Source organism: Sanguibacter hominis ATCC BAA-789 (assembly GCF_012396185.1).
GTDB classification, from domain to species: Bacteria; Actinomycetota; Actinomycetes; order Actinomycetales; family Cellulomonadaceae; genus Flavimobilis; species Flavimobilis hominis.
In genome coordinates, this window is the sequence record NZ_JAAXOW010000001.1 from 1,041,304 (window position 1) to 1,059,036 (window position 17,733).

The window sequence follows — 17,733 nt, forward strand, 5'->3', positions numbered from 1 at the left end:
GGCCTCAGTTGAGCGCTCGCGTGCTCGGCGGGATGGCGCCGTCGGCGTAGAGGCTCGCGGCGACGTCCTGCAGGGCGGTGAGCGCGACGCGCTGCGTCGTGGGTCCGTAGGAGATGCGGCCGACGCCGAGGGCCTCGTACTCGGCGGCCGTGAGGGCGCCGGGTAGGCCGATGACGGAGACCTTGCGTTCGCCGATGCCCTCGACGAGCTGGCGGGTGACGTCGGCGTCGAGCACGCCGGGGACGAAGATGATGTCGGCGCCGGCGTCGAGGTAGGCGCGGCCCCGCTCGATCGCGTCGGCGACCTTGTCGGCGACGGGCTTGTCGCCGCCGCGCACGAACGCGTCGGTGCGGGCGTTGAGCGCGAACGGCACACCCTCGGCCTCGCCTGCGGCGACGATCGCGGCGACGCGATCGGCAGCCTCGCTGACGGGGACGAGGCGGTCCTCGACGTTCGCCCCGACGATGCCGACACCGATCGCCCGGCGGGCAGTCTCCCCGGGGTTGTCGTAGCCATTGTCGAGGTCGGCGCTCACGGGCACGTCACCGGCAGCCGCGACGATGCGGCCGACCATGTCGAGCGTGATCTCGAAGGGGATCTCGCCGTCGGGGTACCCGAACGTCGCAGCGATCGAGTGGCCGGCGGTCGCGAGCGCCTTCGTCTCCGGGAGCCCGAGCACGGCCTTCGCGGAGATCACGTCCCACACGTTGACGACGCGCAGGATCTCCGGGGCGGCGTGCAGCTCGCGCAGGCGACGAGCGCGGTCAGCGACGGACAGGGACGCGGGGCTCGTGTTCGCGGTCATGCGGCCAGGCTAGCCCGGCCCGCAGACACCGGCCCGTCCGGCCCCGGACTGTCTCACCGCGCCGGCAGGGGCTCGGCTACGCGAGCAGCGTCTCGCCGATGAACCCGCCCTCGGCGCAGCCCGGCGGGACGGCGAAGACCGCGGAGCCGATCGGCGTCGTCCACTCGTTCAGCAGGTCGAGCTCGTCGAGGCGCTGTTGCAGCGGCACGTACTGCGCGTCGACGTCGGCCTGGAAGGCGATGAACACGAGCCCGGAGCTGGAGATCTGCTCACCGCGAGCCTCGTCGTCGTAGTTGTAGCCGCGGCGGAAGATCCGCTCGCGCGGGTCGTCGGAGCGAGCCCGGCGCATGTGGGAGAACTCGGGGATGACGGGAAACCCGAGCGGCGTGGTCGCGTCGAAGTCGGGCTCGTCGTGCTCGCGCGTTCCGGTCAGCGGCGCGCCGTCCGAGAGGCGCCGACCGACGGACTGCTCGCGCCCGTCCCGGTCGAGCCGGTCCCACGTGTCGAGGTTCATCGCGATGCGCCGCACGACCATGCTCGTGCCGCCGGCGAGCCAGCCGTCGCGCGCCCAGACCACCCCGTCGAAGTCGGTGGTGCCCGGCTCCGGGTTGACCGTGCCGTCGACCTGCCCGAAGAGGTTCCGCATGGTCGTCGTGGACGCCTCGGAGCCGCGAGCGCGCCGGAAGCCGTACTGCGTCCACCGGACGGTCGCGAACCGGCGGGTGTCCTTGAGCAGCATGCGGACGGCGTGCGCGACGGTCAGCTGGTCGTCCGCCGCGACCTGGACGAAGATGTCGCCGCCGCTCCACGCGTCGTCGAGCCGGTCGATGCCGAACGCGGGGAGCGGTCGCAGCCACGCGGGCGCGTCGCCCCCTGCCCGACGCACGAGCTCAGGGCCGAACCCGAACGTCACCGTGAGGCGGGCGGGCACCACGGCCAGCTCGGGCTCGGAGTCAGCGAGCGCCGGCGTCCCGTGGGTGAGGCGAGCAGCGTCGTCGGTCAGCAGCCGCATCATGCGGCGCAGGGCGTCGCGGTCGGTCTCCGGGCGCAGGTCGAGGGCGACGAGCGTCGCGCAGGACTGCGGCGGCGTCGTCGCGATCCCGGCCTGGTGCTCCCCGTAGAACGGGACCGTGTCGCCGCCGTGCAGCACCTCGCGCGGCTCGGCCGGCAACGCAGCGGGGGCCGACGTCGTCGCACGTCGGGTCAGCGCATCCGCCCCGACGGCGGCGACCGCTCCCGCACCGGCGACGGCTCCGCCGAGCAGGACCTGGCGGCGGCTCAGCCCGCCGCGGCCGGCCTCACGCTCACGGCCACGGGCCATCAGTGGCCGCCCATCTCCATGTCCTCGCCGTCCTCGTAGGTCTCGTTGGCACCCGAGTAGTCCTTGACCGGGACTGTCGCGTCGACGGAGGTGCCGTCCGCGAGCGTGAGCGTGAGATCGACCTCGTCGCCAGCCTCCAGCGGCCCGACGAGGCCCATGAGCATGAGGTGGTTGCCGCCCGGCGCGAGGCTCAGGGTCTCTCCGGCCGCGACCGTGAACCCGCCTTCCTTCTCGCGCATGACCATCTGCCCGGCGTCGTCCTGGACCGTCTCGTGGAGCTCGGTCGACTTCGAGGCAGGCGTGCTCACGGACACGACCGTCACGTCTGCCCCTGTGGAGTTCACGATCTCGCCGAACGCCGCCGACATGCCCGACTCGGCCGCCTTGACCCACCCGTCCTCGAGGACCACCGCGCCGACGACGGACGGCATCGGCGTCCCGGTCGACGACGCAGCAGGGCTCGGGTCGCCCGCGTCGCACGCGGACAGCGCGAGCAGCAGCGCCAGGGCAGCAGCAGAGGAGAGGGCACGTCGGACGGACATCAGGGCTCGTTTCTCATCAGTGGGTCGGGGCGGAGTCTCATGGCTGTCGGTCGCGCGCCCGACGGCGCGTCGCGAGCACGACGGCGTAGACCGTCGTGGCGAGCGCGGCACCGCCGACGGCGACCAAGACGGTGCGCAGCGGCCCCGTGGAGGTCGCGTTCTCGGTGCGAGGGCTCTCGCTGTCCGTGGCGTCCGCACGGGGCGAGGCGACGTCGTCGGGCGAGGCCGCGGCGTCGGGCGGCACCGTCGCGTCCGGCGACGGAACGTCCCCGACCTGGAACGGCACCGACCCGGAGATGGGGTGCCCGTCGGCGGACACCACGCGCCAGCGCACGGTGTAGGCACCGTCCGGCAGGTTCGGGGCGAGCGGCACCGTCAGCGCTGACCCGTCGAGGACCGGCGTGCTCCCGGCCCAGTCCTGGCCTGCGGCGTCGGCGACGACCACGGTCGAGCCGAGCTCCATCAGGTCGCCCGAGAACGTGAGCCGCACCTCGGTGGGCGCGGCGTCGAGCCGCTCACCGGAGGCTGGGGCGCTGTCGATCAGCTGGTCGTGCGCCGCGGCCACACCCGCAGGGAGGACACACGCGACGGCAGCGAGAAGGAGTGCAGCCAGGGCACGGCGGACGACGCGCCTCGGGGACAGCATCATTCGCCGTCACACAGCCCAGACATGCCTGCCACGCTATCGACCCAGGTCAGCCCGGCGCTATGACGTACGGCACTCGGCGCGACTCGTGCGACCGCCTCGAATAGCATCGTCGGGTGCTGCGCCTGATCACCTCCGCTGCCCTCGGTTCCCTGCTCGGAGGCGCGATCATCGCGCTCGTCGGCCCGCCGGGCGACGGCGGGCTGGTCATCGGGATCTCCCTGACGGTCGCCATCCTCGGCGTCGTCCTCACGGGCGTCGCCTCGTCGATGCGCGGATCGGTTGCTGCCTCGTCCGAGGCGATCCAGCACGCACGTGATGCTCGACGCCTGGGTGTGGCGCGGATCGACGCCCTGCGCCAGACGGGCACGCAGATCAACGACCAGCCGCTGTGCGACATCGACGTCACCGTCCGTCCCCTCGCCGGCCCGGCGTACGCGACGACGATCCGGACCATCGTCACCCTGACCGAGCTCTCGCGGTTCCAGCCGGGGACCGAGGTCGAGGTCGTGATCCTCCTCGACGGAGGCCCGGAGATCGCCTTCGTCGATGGTGAGCTGTCTCCCGCTGAGCGTGCCGGGCTGATCGTCCCCGAACGGGCGTCGGTGCCGCTCGTGCCGATCCAGCCCCATACCCGCATCGTCGACGGGCAGCGCAAGGGACCCCTGTTGAGCGTGTCCCGCGGCCGGCCTCTCCGCTTCGCGCTCTACGCACTCGTAGCGCTCGTCGCGGCGGCCGCGGTCCTCGCCCCGTACCGGGCGGCAGTCGAACAGACCATCGGGGCGATCCAGGACGGCCACCTGCGCCCTGACCTGCGTCAGCCCGCGCTGCTCGCCGATGCCACGGAGGCCCTCCAGGAGGAGATCGGCCACGACCGACTCGTCGATGTCGTCGTCACGGCCAGGTTCGTCATCGTCGACGCCCCGCTCACCCCTGGTGACGTCCGGACGGACCGCTGGACGTACCGAGGTGGGCGTGTCAGCCACGACGGCCCTGCGGCGTCCCAGCCGCGGGTCGCCGGCGAGCAGATGTCCTGGTCCGACATCTCCCTCGACCGCATATGGCCACTGATGGAGGAGAGCGCCGCCTCGGTAGGACGCCCTGTCGGGGACGCCAGCGCTTCTGTGAGGCGCTCCACCGACGGCGACATCGACAGCCCCACCTTCGGCGAGAGCGTCGGCCCCCCGGTCATCAGCTTCAACATCGGTGACGACTACGGAAGCACGCCCTTCCGCTTCGCAGGGGACGGCACCACGCTCCCCGAGTGACGTCCCGTCGGGCGTCGCGAGGTCAAGGAGTGTTCCGGCAACCTCGCGGAATGCAAAGACCCCCGCCGGCCGGTGGCCGCGGGGGTCTGCATCGCTGTCTCAAACGAGTGCGCCCGGAGGGATTCGAACCCCCAACCTTCTGATCCGTAGTCAGATGCTCTATCCGTTGAGCTACGGGCGCATGATCACCGCTTGGGCGACCTCGAAGAGCATACCCGCCCCAGGGGCTGGATGCGAAATCGGCAGGGGCATGGGCTCGATCACAGCCCTCGCACTCCGAGCGGAGCCGGGTATGTCGAAGGGCCCCGGTCTGCTGACCGGGGCCCTTCGGAAGCGGAGACGGAGGGATTTGAACCCTCGAACGGGTTGCCCCGTTACCACCTTAGCAGGGTGGCGCACTAGACCTGACTATGCGACGTCTCCAGGCCCGCACAGCCTATCCGAGCATGAGCCTCGGGCAAAACCGGCTGCTCACTAGCGTTCGAACATCCATCCGCGGTCCGTGAGCATGCGTCCGAGCGCGAGCCCGATCGCGAGCGCGATGACGATCAGGCCCGCGTCGACGGCGTACCCGAGGGCCGTCGTCGACGCGTGGTCGTTGAGGTAGTAGACGGCGCGGTACGCCGTCGCGCCGGGCACCATGATGACGACGGCGGGCACGTACACGGTCACGCGCGGCACGTCGATCGCGGGAGCGACAACGGCGGTGATGAGCCCGACGAGGCATGCCGCGATCGCTGCTGCCGCCTGCGGCGCGAGGCCCTGCTCGACGACGCTGATGCGCAGCACGTTCGCGACCATCCCGATGGTCGCGGCGCTGAGCGCCATGGTCCACGGGCTGTTGAACATGAGCGCGAACCCGAGCACGCCGAGGAAGCTCGCGACGAGTCGCAGGGTCAGGAGCAGGCCTGTAGGGATGTCGAGGGGCTGCACGACGTCGGGCGTCACGCCCGCGAGCGTCGACACGCCCCACACGGCGAGCGCAGCCGACATGAGGATCATGACCGCGTACGTCAGGCGCGCCACACCGGCCGAGTAGTCGAGCTTCGCGAGGTCGAGGGCGCCCGTGACGAGGGGGAAGCCCGGCACGAGGAACAGGACGGCCGACACGTAGCCGGCCTCGTGGCCGCCCCACGCGGCGACGGTCGAGTCGAGCGCCATCATCAGCCCGAGGTACATGAACGACGCGAGGCACGCGGCCAGCATCGTCACGGCGAACTGGTTGAAGCCCTTGTGCAGGAGCGTGCGGCGCAGCAGCTGACCAGAGCCGGCCGCAAGGAACACGCCTGCGCACTCGACGGGCCCACCGTTGTTGAGGAACGCGAACGCCGCGCACGCGACCGCGGCGAACAGGGCGTTCGCCACGCGCCCGTAGAGCAAGGGCTTGGACGCGATCCGGTCCACCCCGCGCTCGAGCTCCTCGACCGTCGTCTCCTCAGGGAGGGCCGAGACGTAGCGCTCGATCTCCATGAGGCGGTCGGAGTTGACGCCGATCGACCGCACCTCGGTGACCTCGGTGCGGAAGATGGGGCCTCGGTGCGACGTCGCGGTGATCTCGGTGAGGGTCACGTGCGCCTCGTGCCGCGCCATGCCGAGCGCGCGTGCCGCGCGCTCCATGGTCGCCTTGACCCGGTAGCTGCCCGTGCCTGCGGAGAGGCTGAGGCGGCCGAGCCGCAGGACGGCGCCGGACTGTCTGATGAGCCCGACCGGTTCGAGCTCGTCCTCTGTCGCGGTGGTGTTCACGGGGACATCATCCCTCCCGTGACGGCGCGGAGGCGGGACCATCCTCCCCTCGGGCCCGTCGCGGCGAGGAGTACGACGAAGGCCGCGCCTGTGCGGCGCGGCCTTCGTCGATGGCGGAGGGCGAGGGATTCGAACCCCCGGTCCCTTGCGGGACAACGGTTTTCAAGACCGTCACATTAGGCCGCTCTGTCAGCCCTCCTCGCGCCACATTCTGCCACGGAGGACCCGCGCCTCAGACCCACCAGGCGTCGTCGCGGCCCGGGCTGAGGACATCGAGGGCATACATGCGCGCGAGGCGCGCCAGGTCGCGCTCGTACGTCACCATCGTCGTGATCTCGTGGTGCACGACGGCGAGGCCGAGGTGCAGGGCGTCGAACGGCCCGAGGACGGGCGTGACGAGCGGCGACACGGTCATCGCCCGGTCCGGGATCCGCAGGACGGTCAGCCGCGGCACGAGCTGACGCACCGTCTCGCGGGCCTCTGGTCCGAGCGGGTCCGCCGTCCGACGCAGCTGCACCAGGCCGATCTCCGTGACAGCGACGTCAGGCTCGTGCTCGCCAAGCCATGCCCGCCAGGCGAGCGCCTCCCCCACGATCGCAGGATCCTCGCCGGGCAGGAGCGGGTACGAGGAGTCGACGACCGTCAGCCGCAGCGCCGAGCCGTCGACGAGAAACACGGCAACCTCCGTCGCACGCGCGGGCCCTTCCCGCGGACGGGACGAATCTACCCGAGACGACACCGGCCGGGGCCGTCGACGAACGACGGCCCCGGCCGGGGACTACAGCTTTGCGGAGGCTCAGGCGGCGCGCAGGCGCGCCATCGCGAGCTGGACGAGCGAGATCAGCGTCTGCTTCGTCGCCGCACGCGAGCGTGCGTCCGTGTACAGCATCGGGACGTGCGCAGGGACCTGCAGGGCCTCACGGACGTCCTCGAGGCGGTGCTTGGCCACACCGTCGAAGCAGTTGACGCCCACGACGAACGGGATGCCCCGCGACTCGAAGTAGTCGATCGCCGGGAAGCACTGCTCGAGGCGGTCGGTGTCGACGAGCACGACGGCGCCGATCGCGCCGCGCACCAGGTCGTCCCACATGAAAAGGAAGCGGTCCTGGCCGGGGGTGCCGAAGAGGTACAGCCACAGCGAGCTCGAGAGCTCGATGCGACCGAAGTCCATGGCGACCGTGGTCGTCGTCTTGCGGTCGGTCACGCCACCGGCGTCGTCGACGCCGACGGAGTGCTCGGTCATCGCGGCCTCGGTGTTGAGGGGCTCGATGTCAGAGATGGAGCCGATGAACGTCGTCTTGCCCACTGCGAAGCCACCTGCGACGACGATCTTGACGACCGTAGGGGCAGGCGCGTGCGGCGTGACGGACGCGGACTCAGAGGGAGGAAATGCCATTGAGAACACTCTCCAACACGCTCAGGGACAGGGCCGGGTTCTGGTGGCCAGGCTGGCCGTGACCCGTGTGGACGTTGACGGGCGCCGCGGTGTGCACCTTGATGTAACCGTCGTCGGCGAGGTCGGCGATGACGACACGAACCACGCCGATCGGCATGCGCAGGAGCGCCGAGAGCTCCGCGACCGAGACGTAGTTCAGCGCCGCATGGCGGATGATCTCGCGCTTCTCGGGCGTCAGACGCGTTCCGGTGACAGCACCGGGCATCGCCTCGACGAGCGCCTCCAGGGGGAGGTCGGACGTCGCGGACCGGACACGGCCGCCCGTGACTGTGTAGGGCCGGACGGTCGAGCTCTCGAACTCGTGACCGTCGTGCGAGCTAGACATGTGAATCTCCCTCAGCCAAGAAGACGAGTCGCACCGTCGACGGGAAGGTTGCCGCGCATCTCGGTGATGAGCTGCGGAGTCAGCGTGGCCTCGGTGCGCGAGACGAGCAGAGCCATCTCGTAGCCGATGAGGCCGACGTCGCAGGTGGACTCTGCCACCGCAGCGAGCACGGAACCATTGGACACGTTCATGAGGAACAGGAACGCGTCGTCCATCTCGATGATGGACTGGCGGACGTTCCCAGCCTCGAGCTGGCGCGCGGCACCACGCGTCAGGGAGGACATGCCAGACACGATAGCGGCAAGCTGGTCGCCGGAGGTCCGGTCCAGGTTCTCCGACATCGCCATGAGCAGACCGTCCGCAGAGACGACGAGCGTGTGGCGGGTGCCGGCAACTGTCCTGACGAAGTTGTCGAGCAACCACCCGAAGTTGGTTGCCTCAGTACTGATGGACACTTTCTCTCCTTCTTCCAGAGTCAACGCGACTGTGGTGCGGGGTCGTGGGTCGGTTCATGGACATCTTGCGCCGGACTTCCGTCGCCCTCCTGGCGTGCCCGGTTGGTGGCACTCACGAAGGACGACAGTCGCGACCGGAGCTCTGCCGCGTCGCGGCTGATCTTGGAAGAGCCCTCGTCCGGAAGTGTAGAGGCAGGCACCTCCGTCCGGACTCGCTTGGTGAGGTTGCTGCTCGCCGCGGTGCCGGCCATCTGGTTCGGCCGGTACGAGGAGAGCTGGCTGAGCTCGGCCAGCGCCTGCTCCTGGATCCCGGCCTGCAGTGCGAGCCGGGCAGAGAGCTCTGCGTCCAGCTCGCCCACTCCCCAGCTGGTGCGCTGGGCATCGGGGGAAGCCGGAGCGGCAGGCGCGGACGGCGCCACGGGTGCGGCGTCGTCCCTCGGACCGAAGAATGCGGTGGCCGACGGCGCGGCACGGCCCACGGTCTCAGCCGCCGACGCGACGGTCGCACCGAACGCGGGAGGCGAGTAGGTGAAGCCGTCGGGCTCGATCGCCTGGGGCGTGAACGTGGACGGCGTACGACGCTCGAGCGGCGCAGCGTCCATGGACGCCGCGGGCGTCCGCGTCGGCATGGGCGGCGCAGCCTGCGGTGCGAACGCTGCGGGAGCCTCGAATGCCGGGGCGGCCTGCGGCTCAGGCTGGAAGGCCGCGGGGGCAGGGGCGGACGGCGCGGGCGCCATCCCCCATCCGGCCGGCTCGTGCGACACAGGTGCGGGCGGCGGCGTGACAGCCGGCGCGTCCTCACCCTTCTTCTTGCGCTTGCGACCGAAGAGGCCACGCTTCTTCTCGGGCTCGGCGGCGGGCGCCGGGGCCGCGGCGGCCGGTGCGGCGCCGAGGACGTCGCTGAAGCTCGGCAGCGCGGCACCCGAAGGGCTGACGGCGAACGGAGCGATGTCAGCGCTCGCCGCGGGCATCGGCAGGAAGCCTGCGTCTTGGACGGGCGCGGGCTCAGCCGGAGCGACGTACTGCGGGGCTTCCTGCTGAGGCGCCTCGTACTGCGGAGCCTCGTACTGCGGAGCTGCAACCTCTGCCTGCGGCGCCTCGAACGACTCATACGCCTGCGGCGCGGGCTCGTTCGCGTAGCCGACAGGCTCCGCCGGGTACTCCTCGACGGGCGCGTCGTCGTACGCGACGTCGGCGGCGAGATCAGGAACCTCGAGCTCGTCCTCGACGAGGCCGGGGATCGCGAAACCGAGCGCGGGGTCGATCTCTGCGACCGGCACGGCGTCGACCACCGTCTGGTCGACGACGGGCTCCGGCTCGTAGGCGGGAGCCGCGTCGCCCTGCGCGACCGTCTCGGCGTTCGCGTCGTCGTAGCGGGCATAGCGGCCCCGACGCGTCGGGACGTCCGGGTACGCCTCGTCGTCGATCTCCGCAGCAGACGCGATCGAACCGACGTGCGCACCGAGGGTGCGCAGCCTGTCGTCGTCACGCGTCGGAGCGGGCAGCTCAGACGCGTGGGTCGGCTGCCACGCGGCGCTCTCGGCATCGTGGAAGGCGCCGAGGTCGGGCTGGTCCGCGACGGACGCGACCGCGTCCTCGAGACCACCGGCGACGCTCGGGTTCCACGCGTCGGCGAGCGCCTGCACGGCCGCGTCCTGGTGCTGGCCGCGCATCGGCAGGTCGGGCTCGACGGACGGGATCGCCTGAGCCGCGGGGGGCTCGACGGCGGGCACCGACGTCTCTGGCTCCTGCTCGTGAGCGGTGCGGGGCTCGATGGACTCGCCCATGAACTCGAGCGAGCGGCGCGTACGGAAGTTCGAGAACACCGCGGCACGCTCAGGCACGGGTGCGACCGGACCGGTCTCGTCGAGGCCCGGCTCTCCCCCGACCGAGGCGGAGGGCGCCGTCGGGGCAGCGCTGCGCGTCGGCAGCACCGACCCGCGGGTGGGCAGGTTGCCGCCGCCACGGGTCGGCAGGCCGCCGCCACGCGTCGGGAGCGACGACGGGCCAGCGACGTTGCTCGGCGGGGTCCACAGCTCGTCAGCACCGGCGACGAAGTCGCTCGGCAGCTCGGACGCGGCGAGCTCGGGGAGGACGATGTCCGCCTCGGGCAGCGCGCCGAGCGAGGCGCTGGGCGCGGCAGCCTCGGGGGTGACGCGAGTCTTGCGACGCGGCATGCCCGTGCTCGTGGAGCCGTCGGTGAGCGCGTCGAGGTCGACGGGGACCGCGACGGGCGGCTCGGGCTCGACGTTGCGACGGGTCGAGAGGGGCTGCGCGGCCGTGGGCTCGGGAGCGACCCAGGCGTCGGTGGCCTGACGGTTGTCCTTGCTCAGGACGTCCACGGGCTCGTCGAGCGGGACCTCGTCGGCTGCGATGAACAGTGCACGCGGCAGCATGACGCGGGCGAGCGTGCCCTGACGGTCCTCAGGCCGCGAGAAGCGCACGGAAGCGCCGAGCTTGTAGGCGAGTCGACCGACCACGTAGAGGCCGAGACGCTGCGACCCGACGATCTCGCTCGCGGCGTACGTGGACGCCTTCTCGTTGGCTTCGTCGAGCTCCTCGTCGCTCATGCCGAGGCCTTCGTCGAGCACGGCGACCGTGTACCAGCGCAGGTCCTCCTCGACCGTCACGACGACGGGCGTGCCCGGGTCGGAGAAGACGGTCGCGTTCTCGAGGAGCTCGGCGATCAGGTGCGCTGCGGGAAGCGCGTTGTGACCGAGCATGAGCGGGTCGACGTGCAGGTCGAGCTCGACGCGCTCGTACAGCTCGATCTCAGAGGAGGCCGTACGGACGACGTCGGAGAGCGGCATCGCTGCGCGGACGCGACGTCCCGACTCGATGCCGGCGAGGACGAGGAGCGACTCGGCGTTACGACGCATTCGCGTCGCCAGGTGGTCGAGACGGAAGAGGTTGGAGAGCGTGCCGGGGTCTTCCTCGGAGCGCTCGAGCTCGTCGAGGAACACGAGCTGGCGGTTGAGGAGCACCTGGTCGCGACGCGCGACGTTGATGAACATCTCGGCGATCGAGCCACGCAGGAGGGCCTGCTCTCGCGCGACGCGGAGGGTCACGGCGTTCACCTCGTTGAACGCGGCGGCCAGGCGGCCGACCTCGTCCTGCGAGGTGACCTCGATCTTCTCGACGGAGATGTCGGGGCTCTTGCCAGGCTCGGCGACCTCGTCGACGATGCGCGGCAGCTCGTCGCGGACTCGGCCAGCAGCCTCCGTGAGGCGACGCAGCGGCTCGGTGATCGTCCGCGCGACGGTGAGCGCGATGACGACGGACACGGCGACCGCGGCGAGCGCGGCGGCGAGCGTGAGGAGCAGCGAACGGGTCGCGGCGTCCTCGGCCGAGTTCCCGTACTCGACGGCGCGGGCCCGCAGGTCGTCGCGCACCTTGAGGATCCGCTCGTTCTCGGCCGCAGCGTTGGCTTCCCACTGGGTCCGGTACTGCAACGGGATTGAGTTCGGGGCTGCCTGGAGCAGGCCGTCACGGGCGGTCTGGAACGAGGAGGTGAGCTCCGGGATCGCGACGCCCTCGATACCGAGGTCGTCGACGGTCCGGATCGCGTCGGTGCGCACCGACGTACCTTGGGCCATCTGGACCGCGACGGCGCGGCGGTCGACCTCGGTGTCGCGGCCGGCGTTGGAGTCCTCGATGAGGATGTGGCCGGACTGCGCCTCGACCTTCATGTTGTCCAGCAGTCGGTTCGTGTTCGTGTACGCGACCACGAAGGTGCCGAGGCCACGGTCGCGCACCGTGGTCGAGAGGATGTCACCGAGGTCGAGCTGAGCGTCGATGATCGTGTCGTAGTACGACATGAGGTTACGGATGGTCGTACCGCCACCGGTCGTACCCCAGTTGACGCGCTGGTCGACGAGGCTTCGCGCGAGCGCGATCGCGGCAGGCTCCCGCGCACGGACCGCCTCGGCCATCGTCTCGTTGACTGCGGCGCTGTCGCTCTTGCGGTCCATCTGCCGCAGGGCGCGGTCGAGCTTGCTGATCGCGTCGTCGGTCGCCTTGCGGGCTTCACCGAGCTCCGCGGCGTAGGCGGTTCGGCCTGTGGCCACGGAGACCGAGGTCCAGCGCTCCTCCTGGAGGGCGCCGATGAGCTCGTCCTGGACGACGACGGCTCCGAGGTAGCTGCTCTGCAGCCGCGAGTACTGCCACGTGTCGTATGCGACGACGACGAGGTAACCGGCGCCAAGAACCAGGACGAGCACCGGCACGGCCAGTGTCGCCAGGATCTTTCCGCGCACCCCTAGTCTGCGGAGCATCGGTACCTCTCTCGTCCTTGTCACGGAGGGCCCACGGGAGGCGTCTCCCAGCTCGCGGCCCAGGCAGGTCGCGCGCTGTTCTCAATGAATCGGCATGTTGGGCCGGTTCCATTAGCAGAGCGCGACCTCGGATGACGAGGCACCACCCCGAAGGCGGGGAAAACACCCAAACTTCCTCTCGCCGGGTGGTGACGGCGTGGCAGAACTAGGATGTGCGCCGTGCGCATTATCACAGCATGCCCCGCCCAGAAGGAAGCCGGGGCGATCCTGGCTGTGCAGGATTCACCCGATCCGGTGCTTGCGGACGACGGCGTGCTGGTCTCCGTCGCCGCTGCGGGGGTCAACCCGGCAGACCTGCTGCAGGTCGCCGGCGCGTACCCTCCGCCGCCCGGCGCGCCGTCCTGGCCCGGCCTCGAGGTCGCTGGGCTGATCGTCGCGACCGGCCCTCTCGTCCGCGGGTGGGCGGTCGGAGACAGGGTCGCGGCTCTGCTCTCCGGCGGCGGCTACGCGGAGCTCGCCGCGGTCTCGGCGTCGCAGCTGCTGCCTGTCCCCGACACGGTCTCGGACGTCGCGGCCGCCGCTCTGCCCGAAGGCCTCGCGACGGCGTGGTCCAACCTCGTCGACGTCGGAGGCATGCAGCCTGACAACGTCGTCCTCGTCCACGGCGCGACGGGCGGGGTCGGTTCGCTCGCCGCTCAGCTCGCCGTCGCGCGCGGCGCGAAGGTCGTCGCCGTCGCGGGCGGCGCCGAGCGCGCGCACCGGCTGCGGGAGCTCCTCGCAGCAGTGCCGGGCACGCACGAGCCCGTCGTCGTGGACCGGACGACCGAGGACTTCGTCGCCGCGTGCCACACCCTCGGCGGCGCCGACGTCGTGCTCGACGTCGTCGGCGCGGCCAACCTCGGGAGGAACGTCGATGCGCTCGCCACCGGCGGCAGGCTCGTCGTGATCGGCTTGCAGCGTGGGCGCAAGGGCGAGCTCGACCTCGGCGCGCTGCTGGCCAAGCGCGCGAGCGTGCACGGCACGACGCTGCGGGCGCGGCCGCTCGACGAGAAGGCGGCGATCATGGCCGCGGTCCGCGAGGAGGTGTGGCCTCTCGTCGTCGACGGCACGATCACGCCCGTCGTCCATGCGACCTTCCCGCTCGAGGACGCACAGCAGGCGCACGAGACCGTCAGGAGCGGCTCGCCGTTCGGCAAGGTCGTCCTCGTCCGCCACGGCTGAGCGCCGCCCGAGAGCAGACGACGAGGGGGCCGGGTCTGTGCAGACCCGGCCCCCTCGTGCGTACGTACGGCGTCAGCCCTTGACGGACCCCGCGAGGAGGCCGCGGACGAAGTAGCGCTGGAGCCCGACGAAGATGATCACCGGCACGATCATCGAGATGAACGCAGCCGCCGACAGCAGGTGCCAGTCGGCGCCGCGCGTGCCCGACAGGTCAGCGATATAGACGGTGAGCGGCTTGACCGCGTTGTCACCGCCCGCGAACGTCAGCGCGACGAGCAGGTCGTTCCACACCCACAGGAACTGGAAGATCGCGAACGACGCGATCGCCGGCACCAGGAGCGGCAGCAGCACCGAGAAGAAGATCTTCACGTGCCCCGCACCGTCGACTCGGGCAGCCTCGACGAGCTCGCGCGGGATCTCCGTCATGAAGTTGTGCAGCAGGAAGATCGCGAGCGGGAGCGCGAAGATCGAGTGCGACAGCCAGATGACCCAGAACGAGCCGTTGAGCTCCCAGTTCACGTACTGCGTGAGCAGGGGGATGAGCGTGACCTGGATCGGCACGACCTGCAGCGTGAAGACACCGACGAACAGGATGCTGCGGCCCTTGAAGTCGAGCCACGCGAACGCGTATGCCGCGAGCAGCGCGATCGTGATCGGGATGAGGACCGACGGGATCGTGATGACGAGGGAGTTGATGAAGTAGTTCGACAGGTTGATCGACGAGCTCGTCATCGCGGAGACGTAGTTCTCCGTCGTGACCGTCGGGTTGGAGAAGAACGTCCACCAGCCCGACGTCTTGATCTCCCGCTCAGGACGGAAGGACGTGATGAGGAGGCCGATCGTCGGGACCGTCCACAGCAGCGCGATGACGATCGCGACGGCAGAGCCGATGCGGCTGGCCATCGTCTTGCGGACCTTGTCCGCGCGGAGCTCGACCTTGTCGAAGGTGCTCGGGGACGGGACCGTGCCGATCCGGTCGACAGGAACGTCGGTGTTGCTCATCGGACCTCCTCCGTCTTCTTCATCTGGCGGACGTTGTAGACGATGAGCGGCAGGATGATGATGAACAGGATCACCGCGAGGGCCGCGCCCAGGCCCTGGTTGTTCTGCCGGAAGCTCTGCGTGTAGAACTCGTTCGCGACGACCGACGTGCCGAACTGGCCGCCCGTCATCGTGCGGACGATGTCGAAGACCTTGAGGGTGCCCATGGCGATCGTCGTGAGGACCACGACGAGGGAGGGCCGCACGCTCGGGACCGTGATGTGGCGGAACATCTGCCAGGCGCCCACACCGTCGAGGCGAGCGGCCTCGATGATGTCGTCGGGGATGGCCTTGATGGACGCCGACAGGATCGTCATCGCGAACCCTGCCTGGATCCAGACCATGACGACGATGAGGAACAGCGTGTTCCACGGGCCGTTGAGCAGGAAGTTGTAGGGCTCACCCCCGAGCCAGATCAGGAGCTGGTTGAGCAGGCCGATCTGCTTGGGCTGGCGGGCCGCCGGGACGTTCTCCAGCACGGCCTTGTAGTCGTACATGAACTTCCAGATGATCGACGCGCCGACCATCGAGATCGCCATCGGCAGGAAGATCAGCGCCTTGGCGAACTTCTCGAACTTGCTGCGGTCGACGAGGATCGCGTAGACCAGGCCGATGCCGGTCGACAGGAGCGGCACGAGGATGACCCAGACCGCGGTGTTGCCGAGGACCTTCTGGAAGGCGTCCTCCGTCAGCGCGCGCGTGTAGTTGTCGGCGCCGATGAAGTTCTTGCCCTGCGCGTCGTAGAACGACGCCTTGATGGTGGTCAGGGCCGGGTACACGAGGCCGAAGAGCAGGCCCAGCACGGCGGGACCGACGAACGCGGCGGCGAGCATCCACTTGCGGGGCCGCTTGATGCGCGACACCCCGAACAGGATGATGCCCATCGCCGCAGCGAAGAGCGCGACGGCGAAGACCATGAGGAGGAGCTTCCCTCCAGTCGTCGCCGGATGTAGCAACCAGTCCACCAGACCCTCCCGAGGTCGTCGTCGTGCAGCTGCGGGTCCCGTGGACCCTGGCGGCCCGAGGGCCCGCCGCTGCTGCGACGGGCCCTCGGTCCGTGGTGCTCAGACCGTGAGGTCAGGCGTTGTCAGGCCGAGGCCTGGGTTCACTTGGGCCAGGAGGCCTGGATGGCGGACAGCACCGCTGCGTCATCCTTGCCCTCGGCCAGCCAGCTGGTCATCTCCGTCCAGAACGTACCCTGGCCGACCGCTGCCGGCATCAGGTCGGAACCGTCGAAGCGGAACTCCTGCGTGGTGTCACCGAGGAGGGTGGCAGCCAGCTTGTCGATCGGGGAGACCAGGTTCTCCGGGTCGAGACCCGAGTTGGCCGAGACCCAGCCACCCGCGGGGGTGGACTTCGCCTTGGAGTTGTTCCACTCGGGGCTCGCGAGGAACGCCTGGAACGCGGCAACCTCGGGGCGGTCCGAGAAGGCCGCGGCAAACTCGCCACCACCGAGGAGCGGACGCTTGTCGGCGGTCAGGCCCGGGAGGTAGAACGCGAACGCGTCACCGGTCTCGGAGACCTCCGTGCCCTCGGGCCAGTTGGCCGCGTAGAACGAAGCCTGGCGGTGCATGTAGCAGAGCGGCTCCTCCTCGACGATCGGCAGGCCGCCGTCCTGGAACGTGGTCGTCGCGATCGACGCGACGTCACCGTAGCCACCGTTGACGTAGTCCGGGTTCTTGAGGATCTCGCCGACCTTGGCGAGCGCCTCCTTGACCTCGGGCGAGTCGAACTTGACCTCGTTGGTGAGCCACTTGTCGTAGACGTCACCACCCGACGTGCGCAGGAGCATGTCCTCGAGCCAGTCGGTGGCCGGCCAGCCGGTGGCCTCGCCCGAGCCGATGCCCGCGCACCACGGCTTGGCGCCCTCGGCGCCGTGGTCGGCAAGGATCTTGTCCGACAGGGCGATGAGCTCGTCCCACGTCGTCGGGACCTTGTAGCCGTTCTTCTCGAACTGCTTCGGCGAGTACCAGACGAACGACTTCACGTTCGCGCCCAGCGGAGCGGCGTAGAACTTGCCGTCGACCGTGCCGTACGTCTTCCACGACGGGGAGTAGTACTTGTCGACGTTCGCGACCGTGCCGGCCGAGGCCGGGACGAGAGCGTCCGGGTAGTCCTTCGCGATCGTCGAGAGCAGACCAGGCTGCGGGATGTAGGCGATGTCAGGTGCAGCACCCGACTTGATCTTGACGAGGAGCTGAGCCTCGAACTCCTTGGAGCCCTCGTACGTGATCTTGGCGCCGGTGCACTCCTCGAACGGCTTGTACGAGTCGATGTGCGGCGTGTCCTCGGGCGTGACGATCGAGGTGTAGACCGAGACGGTCTTGCCCTTCAGGTCCCCGTACTGCTCGTAGGCGGCGCAGTCGCCGCTGGCGCCAGGGGTCTCGGTCTTCTTCTCGTCATCGCTGCCACAAGCAGCGAGCGAGAGCGCAAGTCCGAGGCCCACGACGGAGGCCGTGAATGCACGGCCCTTGTTGAAGCTCCTCATTGAGATCCTCCACAACGATGTGATGTTGCCCCTAGGTGTCGACGCCCTGACCTCCTGGTCGAGCGCCGCCTCCGAGATCCATGTAAGCGTTTACATCGGCGACTTTCAAGCCCGTGGTGTCGCAAGCGAGTAACGATTTCGTCACGTT

General features: G+C 70.0%; 15 protein-coding genes and 3 tRNA genes. 2 read left to right on the forward strand and 16 right to left on the reverse strand.

Features of this window, described 5'->3' with window-relative positions:
- Positions 1 to 4 precede the first annotated feature (4 nt).
- The 4 genes from HF995_RS04770 to HF995_RS04785 form a co-directional block, all read right to left on the reverse strand.
- Positions 5 to 805: an isocitrate lyase/PEP mutase family protein gene (locus HF995_RS04770; protein ID WP_168446612.1), complete on the reverse strand. Its 801-nt coding sequence runs from the start codon at positions 803 to 805 to the stop codon at positions 5 to 7.
- Between the two features lie 76 nt (positions 806 to 881).
- Positions 882 to 2,126, reverse strand: coding sequence for a Dyp-type peroxidase (locus HF995_RS04775; RefSeq protein ID WP_168446613.1), 1,245 nt, complete (start codon positions 2,124 to 2,126; stop codon positions 882 to 884).
- Positions 2,126 to 2,668: a copper chaperone PCu(A)C gene (locus tag HF995_RS04780; protein ID WP_168446614.1), complete on the reverse strand. Its 543-nt coding sequence runs from the start codon at positions 2,666 to 2,668 to the stop codon at positions 2,126 to 2,128. Before HF995_RS04780 ends, HF995_RS04775 begins: the two co-directional genes overlap by 1 nt.
- 37 nt (positions 2,669 to 2,705) lie before the next feature.
- Positions 2,706 to 3,233: a copper resistance CopC family protein gene (locus HF995_RS04785; protein WP_168446615.1), complete on the reverse strand. Its 528-nt coding sequence runs from the start codon at positions 3,231 to 3,233 to the stop codon at positions 2,706 to 2,708.
- A 197-nt stretch (positions 3,234 to 3,430) separates the two neighbouring features.
- On the opposite strand from HF995_RS04785, the gene HF995_RS04790 reads away from it, so the two are divergent.
- Positions 3,431 to 4,582, forward strand: coding sequence for a hypothetical protein (locus HF995_RS04790; RefSeq protein WP_168446616.1), 1,152 nt, complete (start codon positions 3,431 to 3,433; stop codon positions 4,580 to 4,582).
- A 108-nt stretch (positions 4,583 to 4,690) separates the two neighbouring features.
- Here HF995_RS04790 and HF995_RS04795 read toward each other — a convergent pair.
- From HF995_RS04795 to HF995_RS04835, 9 genes are all read right to left on the reverse strand, one after another.
- Positions 4,691 to 4,763 (reverse strand) — tRNA-Arg (locus tag HF995_RS04795).
- A gap of 153 nt (positions 4,764 to 4,916) precedes the next feature.
- Positions 4,917 to 5,005: transfer RNA gene (locus HF995_RS04800), tRNA-Ser, on the reverse strand.
- Between the two features lie 51 nt (positions 5,006 to 5,056).
- Positions 5,057 to 6,325 (reverse strand): threonine/serine exporter family protein, encoded by a 1,269-nt coding sequence (locus tag HF995_RS04805; protein WP_350308732.1) that lies wholly within the window; start codon positions 6,323 to 6,325, stop codon positions 5,057 to 5,059.
- Positions 6,326 to 6,436: 111 nt separating this feature from the next.
- Positions 6,437 to 6,524: transfer RNA gene (locus HF995_RS04810), tRNA-Ser, on the reverse strand.
- Between the two features lie 33 nt (positions 6,525 to 6,557).
- Entirely contained in the window at positions 6,558 to 7,001 is a 444-nt protein-coding gene (locus tag HF995_RS04815) for a PIN domain-containing protein (protein ID WP_168446618.1), read from the reverse strand.
- Positions 7,002 to 7,121: 120 nt separating this feature from the next.
- Positions 7,122 to 7,721: a GTP-binding protein gene (locus tag HF995_RS04820; RefSeq protein ID WP_168446619.1), complete on the reverse strand. Its 600-nt coding sequence runs from the start codon at positions 7,719 to 7,721 to the stop codon at positions 7,122 to 7,124.
- A complete protein-coding gene (locus tag HF995_RS04825) occupies positions 7,702 to 8,106 on the reverse strand; it encodes a DUF742 domain-containing protein (protein ID WP_168446620.1) in 405 nt (134 codons plus the stop codon). Before HF995_RS04825 ends, HF995_RS04820 begins: the two co-directional genes overlap by 20 nt.
- A gap of 11 nt (positions 8,107 to 8,117) precedes the next feature.
- A complete protein-coding gene (locus HF995_RS04830) occupies positions 8,118 to 8,561 on the reverse strand; it encodes a roadblock/LC7 domain-containing protein (RefSeq protein WP_098457876.1) in 444 nt (147 codons plus the stop codon).
- Between the two features lie 20 nt (positions 8,562 to 8,581).
- A complete protein-coding gene (locus HF995_RS04835; RefSeq protein ID WP_168446621.1) occupies positions 8,582 to 12,835 on the reverse strand; it encodes an ATP-binding protein in 4,254 nt (1,417 codons plus the stop codon).
- A 219-nt stretch (positions 12,836 to 13,054) separates the two neighbouring features.
- Here HF995_RS04835 and HF995_RS04840 point away from each other — a divergent pair, with 219 nt between their 5' ends.
- The gene (locus tag HF995_RS04840; RefSeq protein WP_350308733.1) at positions 13,055 to 14,056 is read left to right on the forward strand and encodes an NAD(P)H-quinone oxidoreductase; all 1,002 of its coding nucleotides are present in this window, start codon (positions 13,055 to 13,057) and stop codon (positions 14,054 to 14,056) included.
- A gap of 72 nt (positions 14,057 to 14,128) precedes the next feature.
- On the opposite strand, the gene HF995_RS04845 is transcribed toward HF995_RS04840, so the two are convergent.
- From HF995_RS04845 to HF995_RS04855, 3 genes are all read right to left on the reverse strand, one after another.
- On the reverse strand, positions 14,129 to 15,058 hold the full coding sequence (locus HF995_RS04845) for a carbohydrate ABC transporter permease (protein ID WP_168446623.1): 930 nt from the start codon (positions 15,056 to 15,058) through the stop codon (positions 14,129 to 14,131).
- Positions 15,055 to 16,062: a carbohydrate ABC transporter permease gene (locus HF995_RS04850; protein WP_168446624.1), complete on the reverse strand. Its 1,008-nt coding sequence runs from the start codon at positions 16,060 to 16,062 to the stop codon at positions 15,055 to 15,057. Before HF995_RS04850 ends, HF995_RS04845 begins: the two co-directional genes overlap by 4 nt.
- A gap of 140 nt (positions 16,063 to 16,202) precedes the next feature.
- Positions 16,203 to 17,585, reverse strand: coding sequence for an ABC transporter substrate-binding protein (locus HF995_RS04855; RefSeq protein ID WP_168446625.1), 1,383 nt, complete (start codon positions 17,583 to 17,585; stop codon positions 16,203 to 16,205).
- Positions 17,586 to 17,733 lie beyond the last annotated feature (148 nt).

What these genes read in the sequence shown, in the direction of transcription:
- HF995_RS04855 (WP_168446625.1), bottom strand. Translation starts at nt 17,585, where the DNA reads ATGAGGAGCTTCAACAAGGGCCGTGCATTCACGGCCTCCGTCGTGGGC.
- HF995_RS04780 (WP_168446614.1), bottom strand. Translation starts at nt 2,668, where the DNA reads ATGTCCGTCCGACGTGCCCTCTCCTCTGCTGCTGCCCTGGCGCTGCTG.
- HF995_RS04835 (WP_168446621.1), bottom strand. Translation starts at nt 12,835, where the DNA reads ATGCTCCGCAGACTAGGGGTGCGCGGAAAGATCCTGGCGACACTGGCC.
- HF995_RS04820 (WP_168446619.1), bottom strand. Translation starts at nt 7,721, where the DNA reads ATGGCATTTCCTCCCTCTGAGTCCGCGTCCGTCACGCCGCACGCGCCT.
- HF995_RS04825 (WP_168446620.1), bottom strand. Translation starts at nt 8,106, where the DNA reads ATGTCTAGCTCGCACGACGGTCACGAGTTCGAGAGCTCGACCGTCCGG.
- HF995_RS04845 (WP_168446623.1), bottom strand. Translation starts at nt 15,058, where the DNA reads ATGAGCAACACCGACGTTCCTGTCGACCGGATCGGCACGGTCCCGTCC.
- HF995_RS04775 (WP_168446613.1), bottom strand. Translation starts at nt 2,126, where the DNA reads ATGGCCCGTGGCCGTGAGCGTGAGGCCGGCCGCGGCGGGCTGAGCCGC.
- HF995_RS04770 (WP_168446612.1), bottom strand. Translation starts at nt 805, where the DNA reads ATGACCGCGAACACGAGCCCCGCGTCCCTGTCCGTCGCTGACCGCGCT.